The sequence below is a fragment of the Bradyrhizobium liaoningense genome, assembly GCF_018130955.1.
Lineage (GTDB): Bacteria > Pseudomonadota > Alphaproteobacteria > Rhizobiales > Xanthobacteraceae > Bradyrhizobium > Bradyrhizobium liaoningense_C.
This window is the reverse complement of sequence record NZ_JAFCJM010000107.1, coordinates 1-13,340: the sequence shown is the minus strand read 5'-3', so window position 1 is coordinate 13,340 and position 13,340 is coordinate 1. Positions and strand designations below refer to the sequence as shown.

Here is a 13,340-nt window from a genome sequence, read left to right as displayed (position 1 = left end):
CAACGCAGAGGAAGGAACCGTGAACGATTGTTACCAATCCATCCGGTCCGTTTTGTTACCAATCAATCCGCTGGACACCCGATGCGGCGCCAACTCAACCTAAACTCATCGCGCTTCAGCGCGGCCGGCTGCGCTCGATGATCTCGGCCGCGCCCTTCGCGAGCAGGTCGAGCCCGACTGCGCGGCCGAGTTCGCGCGGTCGGTTCGCGGGGCCGCTACGCGATGCCTCGATAAAGATGTTGCCGGAGAGATCCAGCACGGAGGCGCTGAGCGACATCTCCGTGCCGGTAATCGTCGAATAGCCCGCGATCGGCGAGTTGCAGTGGCCGTTGAGCACCCACAGCACCTCGCGCTCGGCATCGGCGCAGAGATGCGCTGCGGGATCGTCGATCGCCGCGAGGATCTTTCGCGTCTTCCAATCCTGCGCGGCGCACTCGACCGCGACGATGCCCTGCCCTGCTGCCGGCAGCATTTCCGCAGGCGAAAACTCATAGGCGATGCGATGCGCGAGACCGACACGGTCGAGGCCCGAACGCGCCATGATCAGCGCATCGGCAGGCCCCACCGCGCCGCCGTCCGGCAGGCGCTGCTTCTCGCCATTGTCGAGCTTTCGCACGCGCGTGTCGGCGGCGCCGCGGAAGTGGATCACCTCCACCTCAGGGAACAGCCGCCGCGCATAGGCCGCGCGCCGCACCGCATTGGTGCCGAGCTTGAAACCCTTGCCGCGGGAGGCCCTGATCGCATCGAGCGAGACGCCCTCGCGCAGCACCAGCGCGTCGGTCGGCGGATCGCGCGACAGCGTGGCGCCGATCACCAGCCCCGGCGTGTCCTCGTTGCCCGGCATGTCCTTCAGCGAATGCATGGCCGCGTCGAGCTCGCCAGCGAGCACCGCGGCGCGGATCTGCGCGACGAAGGCGCCGCCCTTGCCGCCATGCGGCAACAGCTTGCTGGTCTGGTCGGTATCGCCTGTGGTGTCGAACTTGACGATCTCGACGTCGAGACCGGGCACGGCAGCGGTCAGGCGGCGCGCGATCTCTTCCGTCTGTGCCAGCGCCATCGCGCTCTTGCGCGTGCCGATCCGAAACCGTGTAGCCAAGCCGTGTGCTCCTCTGAAGATCGCGTTTACCGCGCATCCTCCAATATCATGTCCGAGGCCTTTTCGGCGATCATGATGATCGGTGCGTTGGTATTGCCGGACACGAGATCCGGCATGATCGAGCCGTCGACGACGCGCAAGGCCTCGATGCCCTTCACCCGCAGCCGCTGGTCGACCACCGCCAGCGCGTCATTGCCCATACGGCAGGTCGAGGTCGGATGATAGATGGTGCTGCCGCGCTGGCGGCAGAAATCCAACAGCTCGGCATCGGTCGCGACCTTGGCCCCGGGATCGACCTCCCCGACCACGAACGGCTTCAGCGCCTTCGCGTTCAGGATCTTGCGCAGGATCTTCAGGCCTTCGACATTGGTGGTGCGGTCGGTCTCGGTCGACATGTAGTTGATGCGGATTTCCGGCGGCACAGTCGGGTCCGCACTCCGGATGCGCAAAGACCCGCGGCTTTCGGGACGGAGCTGGCACACCGAGGCCGTGAAGCCGGAAAAATCATGCAGCTTCTCGCCCATCTTGTCGGTCGAGAAGGGCAGGAAATGAACCTGGATATCTGGCGAGGCGAGCCGCGGGCTGGTCTTGAAGAACGCGCCGGCCGTGCCGGCCGCGATCGTCAGCCAGCCCTGGCGGAACAGCGCATAGCGCATGCCGGTGAGCGTGCGGCGGATCGGGTTGTTGATGGCGTCGTTGAGCGTAACCGGCTGCGAGGCGCGCATCACGATGCGCACCTGCATGTGGTCCTGGAGATCATGGCCGACGCCCGGCGCGTCCAGCACGACATCGATGCCGTGCTTGCGTAGCAACTCGGCCGGGCCGACGCCCGAGAGCTGCAACAGTTGCGGCGAGTTGTAGGCGCCGCTCGACAGCACGATCTCTTTGCGCGCCCGCGCGCGGCGAACTTCCGCGCCGACCCGGTATTCGACGCCGACCGCGCGGCGGCCCTCGAACAGCACTCGCTGGCCGAGCGCGGAGGTTTCGACCTTGAGATTGCCGCGGGCCTTTGCGGGACCGAGATAGGCAAATGCCGTCGAGGCGCGGCGGCCGTTGCGCGTCGTGGTCTGGAACAGGCCGACGCCTTCCTGCGAGGCGCCGTTGAAGTCTGCGTTGTAGGGCAGACCGGTCTCGACGGCGGCATCGATGAATGCCTTCGACAACGGATCGGTCAAAATCATGTCAGACACCGGCAGCGGTCCGCCCGCGCCGTGATACTCACTAGCGCCGCGCGCCTGGTTCTCCGCCTTCTTGAAATAGGGCAGCACGTCGTCATAGCCCCAGCCGGCATTGCCGAGCTGGCGCCAGCGATCATAGTCCTCATGCTGGCCGCGGACGTAGAGCAGGCCGTTGATCGAGCTCGATCCGCCCAGCGTCTTGCCGCGCGGCTGGAACACCTGCCGTCCGCCAAGCTCGGGCTCCGGCTCGGTCTGGTACATCCAGTTGACGCGCTTGTCCTTGAACAGTTTTCCGTAGCCAAGCGGCACGTGGATCCAGATGTTGGAATCTCTTGGCCCGGCTTCGAGCAGCAGCACCGTGTGCTTGCCGCTTGCGGACAGGCGGTTGGCGAGCACGCAGCCGGCGGAGCCGGCGCCGACGATGATGTAGTCGAATTCGGGGGCGGATTGCAGTTGGGCGGTCATGGCTTAACGGTTCTTGTTGTTGATTATGGATGCGGGCGTTTCGGGAATCCCCTTAGCACACTCATTCGCGGCGGCGCAGCGCCTCGACCAGCGACTTGAACGCACGGGCATATTCGGCCCCTGCCCTTGCAATGTCGGCGCGTCCGGCGCAGGCGACTGCGGCCTCCGTGACCGCGCCGAGCAGCAGCCGCGCCAAGGGCTCGACGGGCTGGCGCGCGATCAGGCCGGCCTCCATGGCGGCTGCGATGGCGCGGGGCATCTTGCCGCCAAAATGCTGCGCGTCGATCTCGCGCCAGCGCTCCCAGCCGAGCACCGCAGGCCCGTCATGCAGGATGATCTGGCCGGTCGCGCCCTTGGCGGTGGCGGCAAAATAATGCTGCGTGCCTGCGACCATCATCGCGAGCACGTCCTTCTCGCCGCGGACCGCGCGATCGATCTCCTGCACGAGATCGCGGGAGACCTGGTCGAACACGGCTTCGAACAGCGCCTCCTTGGTCTTGAAGTGGTGATAGACGGCGCCCTTGGCGACGTCAGCCTGATCGGCGATGTCGTCCATGGTGGTGGCGGCAAAGCCCCGCTCCCCGAACAGGCGGCGCGCCGCCGCCAGGATTGCCTCCGTCGTCGCAGCCCGCCGCTCTGCCTGTTTCGCCATGAGATTCCCTGTAGTCGAATTCGACCTCTCCGGCCAGTTGACTTTTCGACTGACGGTCGGTATTTACCGACTATAAGTCGGTTTTTTGTCGTGAGGTGTGCCATGCCGAGCCGCGAGATCGTCGAAGCCTTTGCAAAGCGATTGGAGGACGGCGACTTCGTCGGCGCGATCCTCGACTACTACACGCCCGATGCCGCGACCTATGAGAACCTCGCGGAGCCCATGGTCGGCCGCGACAACCTCGTCGCCAAGGAGCGCGCGGTGCTGGCGCGCACCAAGGAGGTCAAGGCCGTCCGCATCGGTCCGAGCCTGATCGAAGGCGACAACGTCGCCACGCGCTGGAGATTCTCCTTCACCAACGCGGAAGGCGTGACGCGGACGCTGGAGGAGATCGCCTGGCAGACCTGGCAGGGTGACAGACTGCTCGAGGAACGTTTTTTCTACGATCCGAAGCAGTTGGGGCGCTGACGCCACGCTGGAACCGAAGGACGCCGGCATTTGTATCGATTTGTTATCGATGCTGCGGGTTCCGCGCGGCAATCTCCCCGCCATGTGGGATAATTCATAGTTTTTCAAAGGTTTGCAGCAAATTCTCCGGCCTGAGCCGGAAACCGGCCAATGCTGCTGCAGGCTCTGGAATGCGGACCCAACTGACTTCCTATTTCGCACGGCTGTTCGCCGGCGAACTGTCCGTCTTTGGCGGACCGGCCACCGACGAAGCCGTCGCCGGCCATATCCGCGCCGAGCAGATGTCGCTCGTGCTCGGCTACTCCGTCGGCATCATGCTGGCCAACGCCTGCAATGCGACGGTGCTTGCCGTCGCGCTTTGGTATTCGCCGGACCGGAAGTTCGTCTTCGCCTGGGCCATCGTGGTGGCAACCGGCGCAATTGCATTCGGTCTGCAATCCCACAGGTCGCGCCGCATCATCAAGCCGCAATTCGTCTCCCGTCGCGCCATGCAACGGCTGGTGCGCAATGCATTCCTGCTCGGTGCGGCCTGGGGCGTCGTGCCGGCAGCCTTCTTCGCCAACGCCTCCAGCGGCGGCCAGCTCGTCATCACCTGCCTCTGCTCGGGAATGCTGGCCGGCGGTGCCCTCGCCTTCGCCACGATCCCGATCGCCGCCATCGCCTTTACGGCCCCGATCTTCCTCGGCATCGCCATATGCCTCGGCAGGAGCGGCGATCTGGCCTTTCTGCTGATTGCATTCCTTGTGGTGGTCTACGGAGCCGTGCTGCTGCGCGGCGTGTTCATCAACTCATTCTCGTTCGCGCGGCGTGTCATGCGGCAGATCGAGGCGGAGCGCACGGTCCGGCAGGATCCTCTGACCCGATTGCCCAATCGGTTCGCCTTCAACGAGACGCTCGAAGCCGCGCTCAGGCGACTGGCGCTGTCAGGCGAGGAATTCGCGGTGCTGCTGCTCGACCTCGATCGCTTCAAGGAGGTGAACGACAGGTTCGGCCACCCCGCCGGCGACGCATTCCTGGTCCAGGTCGCGAGCCGGCTGCAACGCTGCACGCGCGCCGCCGAGCACGTCGCGCGCATCGGCGGCGACGAGTTCGCGCTGGTGATGTCCAACCTGACGCGGCCGGAGGAAGCGCTCGATATGGCCGAGCGCTTCGTGGCGTCCTTCACTGAGCCGTTCCTGATCGAGGGATGCGAGATCTTGGGGGCGACCAGCGTCGGCATCGTGCTGGCGCCGCGGGACGGCAACGCGCCGCTCGACATCATGAAGAATGCCGACACCGCGCTCTACCGCGCCAAGAAGGCCGGGCCGGGCACGGTCTGCTTCTTCGAAGTGAGCGACGACAAGGCCTCGCGCGACCGCAAGGCACTGCAATCGGACCTGGAGGGCGCCACCGCGCGCGGCGAGCTGTTCCTGGTCTATCAGCCGTTCCTTGATCTCGACGAGAACCGGATCACCGGCTTCGAGGCGCTGCTGCGCTGGCAGCACCCGCAGCGCGGACTGGTCCCGCCCAGCGAATTCATTCCAATCGCCGAAGAGACCGGGCTGATCCACGAGATCGGCGAATGGGTGATCCGGCGCGCCTGCGCAACGCTGGCGGACTGGCCGGGGGACATCCGGATCGCCGTGAACTTTTCCGCGTCGCAGTTTCACAACACCGGCATCCTCCAGACCATCGTGCAGGCGCTTGCCGACGCGAAGATCGCCCCGAACCGGCTCGAGATCGAGATCACGGAATCGATGCTGCTGTCGAAATACGGCTCCGCCGTATCGATCCTCAACTCGCTCCTGCAACTCGGCGTCACGGTCGCGCTCGACGATTTCGGGACAGGCTTCTCCTCGCTCACCTACCTGCGCAAGCTGCCGTTCAGCCGCATCAAGATCGACCAGTCCTTCATCCGCGACATGCTGATACACCCGGACTGCACCGCGATCGTGAAGTCGGTGATCTCGCTGGCGCGGGACCTGCGGATCGGCGTGGTCGCCGAAGGCGTCGAGACCGCCGACCAGCTCGAATATCTGCGCCAGACCCAGTGCGACGAAGTCCAGGGTTATCTCATCGGCCGGCCGGTGGCGGCCGATCAGGTCTTGGCGCTATTCGATAAGAAGCATCGGGCGATATACGCCGCCTAAAGCGGGATCCGGAAAAGTGCGCAGCGGTTTTCCCTCGCGACAAACGCGGAACGCGTTTGCGCGGAGATCATGGTTTTGGGCCAGTACCCATGAACATCAGCTTCAAGCCCGTATCGAGCCGGGCCACGCGACGACTTGCCCTGACATCACGATGCGGTTGCGCCCGCTCTCCTTGGCGGTGTAGAGCGCCTTATCAGCAGCCGCTATCAATGACGTACAATCTGCCTTGTCGGTCGGTGGAACATGTGTTGCGCCGCCAATGCTCACGGTGACTTGCCTGGATGGCGGGTTGAGCGCGTGCAGGATGCCGAGTTCCTGAATCGCTCGCCGGATTCGTTCGCCGACCTGCTCGCAACCTTCAGCATCGGTGTTCGGCAACAGCAGGGCGAATTCCTCACCACCGTAGCGGGCCGCCACGTCTGCCGGGCGTCTGGCCTGCTCCACCAGGATCCTGGCGATTGAGCGAAGACACGCGTCGCCCGCCTGATGACCGTACTGGTCATTGAACCCCTTGAAATGATCGACATCCATCAGCAGCAGCGACAAAGGTGCGCCTTCGCGCCTGGCCCGATCCCATTCCGTCTCCATCCGCTCGTCGAAGTGTCTGCGGTTCGCCAATGCCGTCAGGCCATCCGAAATGGCGAGAGCCGCCAGCTTTTCCTCGAGATCCTTATGCTCGGTCACGTCGCGCGAGATCGCCACCACGCCGTTGATGTCGCCACTCTGGGGACTCCTGGTGATGCGCAGCGCGGTTTCGATCCAGATTTCTCCTTCCTCGCGATGACGGGTGCGATACGCGATCCTCGCCTCCTCGGCCTCGCCGTTCTTCAACGCGGAGATCGTGTGCTCAACCCGGGCCAGGTCCGCGGGATTGACGCCGGCGAGGGCTGACGTATCCACCAATTGGTTCGGAGCCCAGCCGAGAACTCGCGCGCTGGACGGTGATGCATAGAGGATCCGTCCATCAACCCCTATGCGCATGACCATGTCTCCCGACGCCTCCGCGAGGAGGCGAAAATCGGCCTCCTTGGCGACCAGAGCAGCGGCCATCTTCTGCCGCTGGTGCAACTGATGCACCAGCAGGAGCCCCGCGACGGCGAGCCCACCTGTCAGCCCCAGTACCGCAGTGATGCGTGTCAGCGCGGCTCTGCGCCAGGGGGCCAAGACGTCATCTTCCGATTCCGTGGCAACCATGAGAACAGGGTAGCGACTGCTCAGTTGATAAAAGCTCAGACGCCGAACGCTGTCGAGCGGCGACGTGAAGTAGTAGACGCCCGCAGCCGGCCGCTCGCGGAGATTCTTGAAGAGCGGAGCACTCGACAGGTCGCGGCCCGTATATCCGTTGTCCGGGCTACGCGCGAGGATAACGCCATTGGCGCTCGCGAGCGCAATTGAACCGTTCTGGCCCACGTCAAATCCGCGATAAAACTTTAGAAAGTAGTCAACATCGATCGTCGTAAGGGCGACTCCGGCAAAACTGCCATCAGGATGGTTGAAGCGCCTTGACGCGGTGATGATCCATTGCCCGCCCGATCTGCTCTTCACCGGATGCCCGATAAGGGTTCCTCGGTCAGCCACGGCACGATGATGCTGGAAATAGTCCCGGTCGCTGTTGTTGAGGCCGACGAAATCCACGGGCTCGCTGGTTGCGAGCCAGCGGCCGGTCTCGTCATAGACGAACACGGCGCGGATCCGGTTCGCGGCTTTGCGGCGGGAAAGTAAGGTCTGAATCTTGGCGATTGCCGCGGGGCCGGTCCCCTCCAGTTCGAGTTGGCCAACCAGCACATTTAGAACAGTGTCCGTGAGCTCGAACGTATCGTCCGCGTGTTGCGTCAGCGATCGGGCCAGATTGGCCATGTCCGTTTCCGAGTTCTGCAGCACCGTCAGTCGCGACGACCACTCCCGCCAGCCGCTGAGCGCGACAATCGCCATGCAGGCGACCGCCACAAAAACCGAGGCCCAGAACGTCAGACGCCCCTGGCGAAAATCGCTGCGGTGATCGGTCAAGAGATGTTCCCTCCACCCCTGGAACCCTAAGCCTTGGGTAAGACAGGCTTGCTTATTTCGGTTGAGGTTTGTGGCAGAACATGGAAGGAGACCGACGGCATTCACAAACGGCTTGTGTATCAATCGACCAGCTCGCGGAGCGGTCGACGGACCAACCGCAATCAGCTCAGCTTGAGCGCCGTGCCGGCTACCGGGCCAAAGCCAGGTTCAGTGAAACTTGCCGGATGCCCGCTTCGAACTCCGGCAAGATGTGCCAAATCGTCGATCCGCGGTTGAGGTCGAATGAGCAGGCTCTCTGCCGGCAGACGCTCAGACGGCGAATGCGATGCGGGGGTGGCGCCGGTTGTAACAATGTGAGGCAACGGAGCGGCCATTGACCAGATGTTCTTGAGCATCGCCCTGTTCACCGAGCACGCGATGACACCGTTCCCCTTCAGACGGGCGACGGTAAAGAGCTTGCGGATGAGCAGGTCTCGTTCAAGCGACTGCGGCAGTTTGAACTGCACCCCGACGAGCCGGCCTCTTTGTTGCACAATCGTCGCGTCGATCCAGCCCACCTGCATGACGTGCACGCGCAGCGGTTCTCCGGGACGAGGACCGTCAGCGCTGGAATCGAGGAGGACGCCGGCGCCGGACAGGGAGATGTTGCTCACGCGCCCGGACAAGTGCTCACCGGTCTCCGTTTGGATCAGGATTGATTCGTCGATATCGAACCGCTCCTCGGCACGTCCCATCCGCGCCTGCAGCGAGGTCATGCAGACGAAGAAGAGCACGACGATGTTCACGACCGACCAGAAGGCGACCATCGGCAAGGCGGCCGGATGATCGATCATCCGCCATTCCGGGATGGTGTTCAGGGCCAGGCCGACAACCGTCAACGCCATCAGGGCCGCCGACGGCCAGAATATCTCAGCGGCGTAGCTTGAGCGCCGCGCGGCAGCTCCCTTGGGCGTCACCCTGAACGCATGCCCCGTCGGTTTGACGAGAGTCCCGAGCACCGTCGGCAGGAGCTTGAAGCTCTGGATGGTTGCCGACACCTGAGCGGCGAGCGGAAAATGTTCGTGCGGCGCGAACCAGGAGATGCCGCCGTTGAGCGCCAGGATCGCGGGGAACAAGTAGTAGAAGACCGACTCAGGAGTGACGTCGACGACGGGCGCGAGGCCCGTCCACATGAACACGATCGGAACCACCACGACCGCGAGCGCCCGCAGGCCCATTGAGAGCCAATGCGCAGGAAAGAACAGGAGCCGATGCATCAAGCCCAGTCCGGGGCCGAGCGGGCCGGCGGCGAGATACAGCGTCTGGATCGCGCCACGCGCCCAGCGTTGCCGCTGCACGAAAAAGGCGTCAAGGCTCTCCGGCGCCAGTCCAATCGCCAGGGGTTCCCGAAGATAGCGGGTGACGTACCCCTTCCGCAGCAGGACCAGCGTCAGCAGGATGTCTTCCGTAATGGACTGGGTCGGCAAGGCATCGCCCACCGCGCGGAGCGCTGCGCGACGCGTGACGGAGTTGGAACCACAACAGAAGGCACCATCCCAGCCGTCCCGCGCGGGCATGATGGAATCGAAGAAGAATCGTTGCTCGTCCGGCAGCCCCCTGTGCAGGCCGAGATTCGCCTGCATCGGGTCCTCATTGTAGAAGGTGTGCGGGATCTGAACGATTCCAATCTTCGGATCGGCGAAGAAGCCCATCGTGCGCATCAGGAAATTGCGCTGCGGCACGAAGTCCGCATCAAAGATCGCGAAGAACTCGCCGCTCGTCTTCGTCAGGGCATGATTGATATTGCCGGCCTTGGCATTCAAATTGTCGGCGCGCGTGAGATAGCCGGCGCCCTTTTGCTCGCAGAGTTCCTTGAGCCAAGGCCTGCGACCATCATCCAGGACCCAGATCTGGACGTTTGGATAGTCCAGGCACAGCGCGCCAGTGATCGTCTTTTCCAGCACCTCGAATGGCTCGTCATAGGTCGGAATAAGGACGTCGACCGAGGGCAGCTCGTCATCCGGCAGGCTGCGAAGCCGACGCTCGTGCTGATCTGCTTCGCTGCGGCGATCGGTCCTGCGAAGGAACGTCAGATAGAGAATGAACTGATCCGTGAAGGTCAAAAGCTCGACGAAGAGACAGAACCAGATCCAGCCGACCTGATACCAGGTCCCGCTTGCCGGCAGCACGGTGGTGAAAATACGCCATTCGAGATAGCGGGCGACCACAAGCCAAACTGCGACGAAGACCGCGGCACGCGCCCAAGGGCGCGCGACCGCAAAGGTCGGCGCCAACAGGTACATCGCCGCAAAGATGCCCAGCATCGGCGCGAACAGCTGAGTGAGAGGCAGAATCGTGGCCTGCATGGAACATCTCGCTCACAGGGAGGATTGGTCGAGCTCCAGGCGAGCAGTCAGCCATTTCAACTTCGAGCTGACCAATCGTAGCAGGCCGTCGGCTCTGCGCTCGAAGCGCACCTCAGCCAACCGTCCGATATCGCAGGAGCCGTTGCGGTCGGCCGACGTCTCACTGGGCGGAAGCGATATCTCAACGGTAATGTTACCCGGATCAGGCCGCGGCACCCGCGCCGCAAGCAGCCGATCATCGCCGTATGCCGCCGATCCGCGGACTTGCCGGATCTGGCCGGTCTTCCATTCGCGGCTCCCAATCAGGCGGACGGTCGCCGCATCTCCGGCCTTGATCTTCTCGAAATCGCGCTCGGGCAGTTCAACGACGATGAACCGGCGTTCGCAATCTGCAAAATCGAAGACCGATTGCCCTTCCGTGACCATCGAGCCTGGGCTGGCCGCGACCGACCAGACCACGTGGGCCGCGGGCAAGGACAGATCGTAGTGATCGAGACGATCAAGTCGCGTGCGTTCCTCTGCGGTTTCCGCGGCCAGCTGCGCGGCACGTGAGCTGTTCTGCAACAGGTCCGTCTCGAGCTCCTGGCGGCGGAGGACAAGCCGCTCGCGCTGCTGCTGGGAATACGGCACGTCGTTGGCATCGCCACGAAGATAAATGCCCTTCTCGGCCGCCCCCAACTCGGTCTTGAGGCGCTGCAGGCGTGCATCGGCCATCTGGCACCGCGTTGCGGTTGCCTCCTGCGAGGCTTGGGCCTCACCGGAGCGGATCTGCGAACTGATGCCGAGCTTCACGAGCCTCTCCATCCGGCCCGCGACATCGTTCCGCTGCCGCGCCTCGGCGAGACAGCCGCCTTTTTCAACTTCCGTTTCGCCGATCTCGTGGTTCAGGCGCGCGACCATCCCCAAGCGATAGTCCTCGCTCCGCTCGCGGAGCTTGCGATCGAGCTCGGCGATTTCCTCGAGTTGCCGACGTGCGAGCTCAGCGCGTTTGGTGGACACGGCAAGCTGCTGATCAAGGTCCATGAGGTGCCGGCGATCCGGCGAACGCGCCTCGACCAGCTGCACCATCCGGGCGCGCTCGAAATACTCACCCTTGCGTGGAAGATCGGGCGAGAGCTGACCCGCGATCGGCGCAGTCACCCGCATGAGCTCGGCATTGACATAGGCGGAAGGAGCTATCCGGTAGGTCACATAGGGCAACAGGGCCCATCCGCTCAGCGCGATGATCCCGAGCGCCAGGGATCTCCGAACAATCCGGCTGCGAATGAAGCGTTCGACATGCAAGCGAACCACGGCTGGATCTCCAATGGGCTTTGGTCGCTGCGTCTGCCCGAAGCGCAAGCCGATCGCCGCGGGCTCGAGCGTTGGGATGAGGTCTGCGCTTTGAGGCACTGAGCAGCTCGACAGCATTTCTGCTGGTCGAAATCAGGACTCGCCGCGACGGCAGACTCGTCTTCACAACCGAGAGAAGTGTGCCTAGCTTTCACCACATTAGGTTAAGCCGTGTCAAAACCGGACGACTACGGCCCCCGACCAGAAATCAGGATGCCGGCTTGTTCCGGCCTGGAGGCGGTGCGCCGCCTTTGGCGACCTCCTCCGTCCAACAGAACCTTGAATTTGCTGATGACGGGCGCCGCTCCAGGTACTGAAAGGTCTGGTACTGGACCCAGAAAGGACCTCGCCCTTTGCGCGAACTGGTGCGAACCTCAAGAAGTTCGCACCAGCGGCGAGTCGCCTTTCGACGATCTATTGGATTTTGGTTGCTGGGCCGACGCCTCGGGGCCGGTCGGAGTTATTCCGCTAAGCCGCCCCCTGAAGCGCTTGCCGAATCGCGATCTCAACTGGCGAATAGTTGCCGTCCACCCGCTCGAGCCGGATGGGTTCCGCGGGATGCAGCGGCGGCTGGGCCATGAACCGCGGCACCGTCCCTTGGTGGCGCTGCCCGGCGTGCACGAGGAACGGATGGCAAAGGTAGACGGTGCCGGCTTCCCCCGTCGCCAGCGCCTCGGGCCGCTCGGCTCCCATCCGATCCAGCGCCATTTCCGTTTGTGACATCCCAGTCTCGCCTGCTGGCGCGAGGAAGCGTGCCATGTGGATGTGTGATCCCACCCTTATCCGCGTTGGGGCGTCGCGTGGGCCGACGTCGGAGAACAGGAACAGCATCAACAAGGCGCGGCCGCGCGACCTTACATTCGCGCGCCGCTCATTTGGATCGCCGCCATCGGGGGCAAAGCTTGTATCGATGTGCCAACCGGCGTCTCCGGGCTCATCCGGATGGGGGAAGCGTACGACAAACGTGCCCCCGAAGCCCAGCGAGCCCAGACGCCAGCGGCCTTCGCCGACGATCTGATCGAACGCGGCGTGCAGCACCGGCGTGCGCTCCGCCTTCAGGAACGGCGCGTCCTTGTAGCCGGAAAGCCGGATGACCGGTTTTGCCCAGGTCGCCTGATCGTGGGGATCGCAGCCCGTGTCGCGCCATAGGATGGTGCGGGCCTCGTCGGCAAGCTCGCGCGGAAACGCCCGGTCGATGCGGACGAATCCGTCGCTAATGAATTGCTGTATCTGATCATCGCTGAGTGCGCGCATCGACGCATGTTCATCAGCAGGCATGGATATCCTCTTATCGTTGCAGGCCAGTCACCTGTCGCCGCGTGATGCGACATTGGGCACGGCTCATCGGTCCAGGAATGTGGGATAGGCGGCCAGGCAGTTGCCCAGCACGCTCTCTCCTTCCACCCGCCTCGAAGCGGGCACCGCTGTTAGCGGCTGAGGAAAAAGACCGAGACGATATCGGATGCGCGGATCATCATGGGTTTTAGCGTAGCACGGACAGGTTTGAAGGATCAACAAACGGCTTGAGGCGAGCGGTGCAAGACTCAAAGACAAGAGTCCGCATCTGGCCGATTTTGTTGCAGAAGTCGGTAGGATCGACGCTCTCAGCCGGGGCAGAGATCTGAAAATTTGGGCTCGCGATCTCTCGGCCGCCTGCCCGGCATGGGC

Annotated in this window: 9 protein-coding genes; 2 read left to right on the top strand and 7 right to left on the bottom strand. The window is 63.7% G+C overall.

Annotated features, from left to right (window positions below):
- Window positions 1-115 precede the first annotated feature (115 nt).
- From hemC to JQ632_RS38030, 3 genes are all read right to left on the bottom strand, one after another.
- Window positions 116-1,096 (bottom strand): hydroxymethylbilane synthase, encoded by a 981-nt coding sequence (gene hemC, locus JQ632_RS38040; protein WP_212407843.1) that lies wholly within the window; start codon window positions 1,094-1,096, stop codon window positions 116-118.
- Between the two features lie 26 nt (window positions 1,097-1,122).
- Window positions 1,123-2,739 carry a GMC family oxidoreductase gene (locus JQ632_RS38035; RefSeq protein WP_212407842.1) on the bottom strand — a complete coding sequence of 539 codons (1,617 nt, stop codon included), beginning with the start codon at window positions 2,737-2,739 and terminating at the stop codon, window positions 1,123-1,125.
- 61 nt (window positions 2,740-2,800) lie between these two features.
- Entirely contained in the window at window positions 2,801-3,391 is a 591-nt protein-coding gene (locus JQ632_RS38030) for a TetR/AcrR family transcriptional regulator (protein WP_212407841.1), read from the bottom strand.
- A gap of 102 nt (window positions 3,392-3,493) precedes the next feature.
- Here JQ632_RS38030 and JQ632_RS38025 point away from each other — a divergent pair, with 102 nt between their 5' ends.
- Window positions 3,494-3,859, top strand: a complete 366-nt coding sequence (locus JQ632_RS38025; RefSeq protein ID WP_212407840.1) for a nuclear transport factor 2 family protein — start codon at window positions 3,494-3,496, stop codon at window positions 3,857-3,859.
- 170 nt (window positions 3,860-4,029) lie between these two features.
- Window positions 4,030-5,988 (top strand): bifunctional diguanylate cyclase/phosphodiesterase, encoded by a 1,959-nt coding sequence (locus JQ632_RS38020; RefSeq protein WP_212407839.1) that lies wholly within the window; start codon window positions 4,030-4,032, stop codon window positions 5,986-5,988.
- Window positions 5,989-6,090: 102 nt separating this feature from the next.
- On the opposite strand, the gene JQ632_RS38015 is transcribed toward JQ632_RS38020, so the two are convergent.
- From JQ632_RS38015 to JQ632_RS38000, 4 genes are all read right to left on the bottom strand, one after another.
- Complete coding sequence (locus JQ632_RS38015) at window positions 6,091-7,920, bottom strand: diguanylate cyclase domain-containing protein (protein WP_212407844.1); 1,830 nt, start codon at window positions 7,918-7,920, stop codon at window positions 6,091-6,093.
- 236 nt (window positions 7,921-8,156) lie between these two features.
- Entirely contained in the window at window positions 8,157-10,340 is a 2,184-nt protein-coding gene (locus JQ632_RS38010) for a glycosyltransferase (protein ID WP_212407838.1), read from the bottom strand.
- Window positions 10,341-10,352: 12 nt separating this feature from the next.
- Window positions 10,353-11,633, bottom strand: a complete 1,281-nt coding sequence (locus JQ632_RS38005; protein ID WP_312015708.1) for an HlyD family efflux transporter periplasmic adaptor subunit — start codon at window positions 11,631-11,633, stop codon at window positions 10,353-10,355.
- Window positions 11,634-12,140: 507 nt separating this feature from the next.
- Window positions 12,141-12,950, bottom strand: coding sequence for a phytanoyl-CoA dioxygenase family protein (locus tag JQ632_RS38000; protein ID WP_212407836.1), 810 nt, complete (start codon window positions 12,948-12,950; stop codon window positions 12,141-12,143).
- Window positions 12,951-13,340: the final 390 nt, after the last annotated feature.

Coding starts and splice junctions, on each gene's coding strand:
- JQ632_RS38035 (WP_212407842.1), bottom strand. CDS start 2,739: ATGACCGCCCAACTGCAATCCGCCCCCGAATTCGACTACATCATCGTC.
- JQ632_RS38030 (WP_212407841.1), bottom strand. CDS start 3,391: ATGGCGAAACAGGCAGAGCGGCGGGCTGCGACGACGGAGGCAATCCTG.
- JQ632_RS38025 (WP_212407840.1), top strand. CDS start 3,494: ATGCCGAGCCGCGAGATCGTCGAAGCCTTTGCAAAGCGATTGGAGGAC.
- JQ632_RS38020 (WP_212407839.1), top strand. CDS start 4,030: ATGCGGACCCAACTGACTTCCTATTTCGCACGGCTGTTCGCCGGCGAA.
- JQ632_RS38015 (WP_212407844.1), bottom strand. CDS start 7,920: ATGGCGATTGTCGCGCTCAGCGGCTGGCGGGAGTGGTCGTCGCGACTG.
- JQ632_RS38010 (WP_212407838.1), bottom strand. CDS start 10,340: ATGCAGGCCACGATTCTGCCTCTCACTCAGCTGTTCGCGCCGATGCTG.
- JQ632_RS38000 (WP_212407836.1), bottom strand. CDS start 12,950: ATGCCTGCTGATGAACATGCGTCGATGCGCGCACTCAGCGATGATCAG.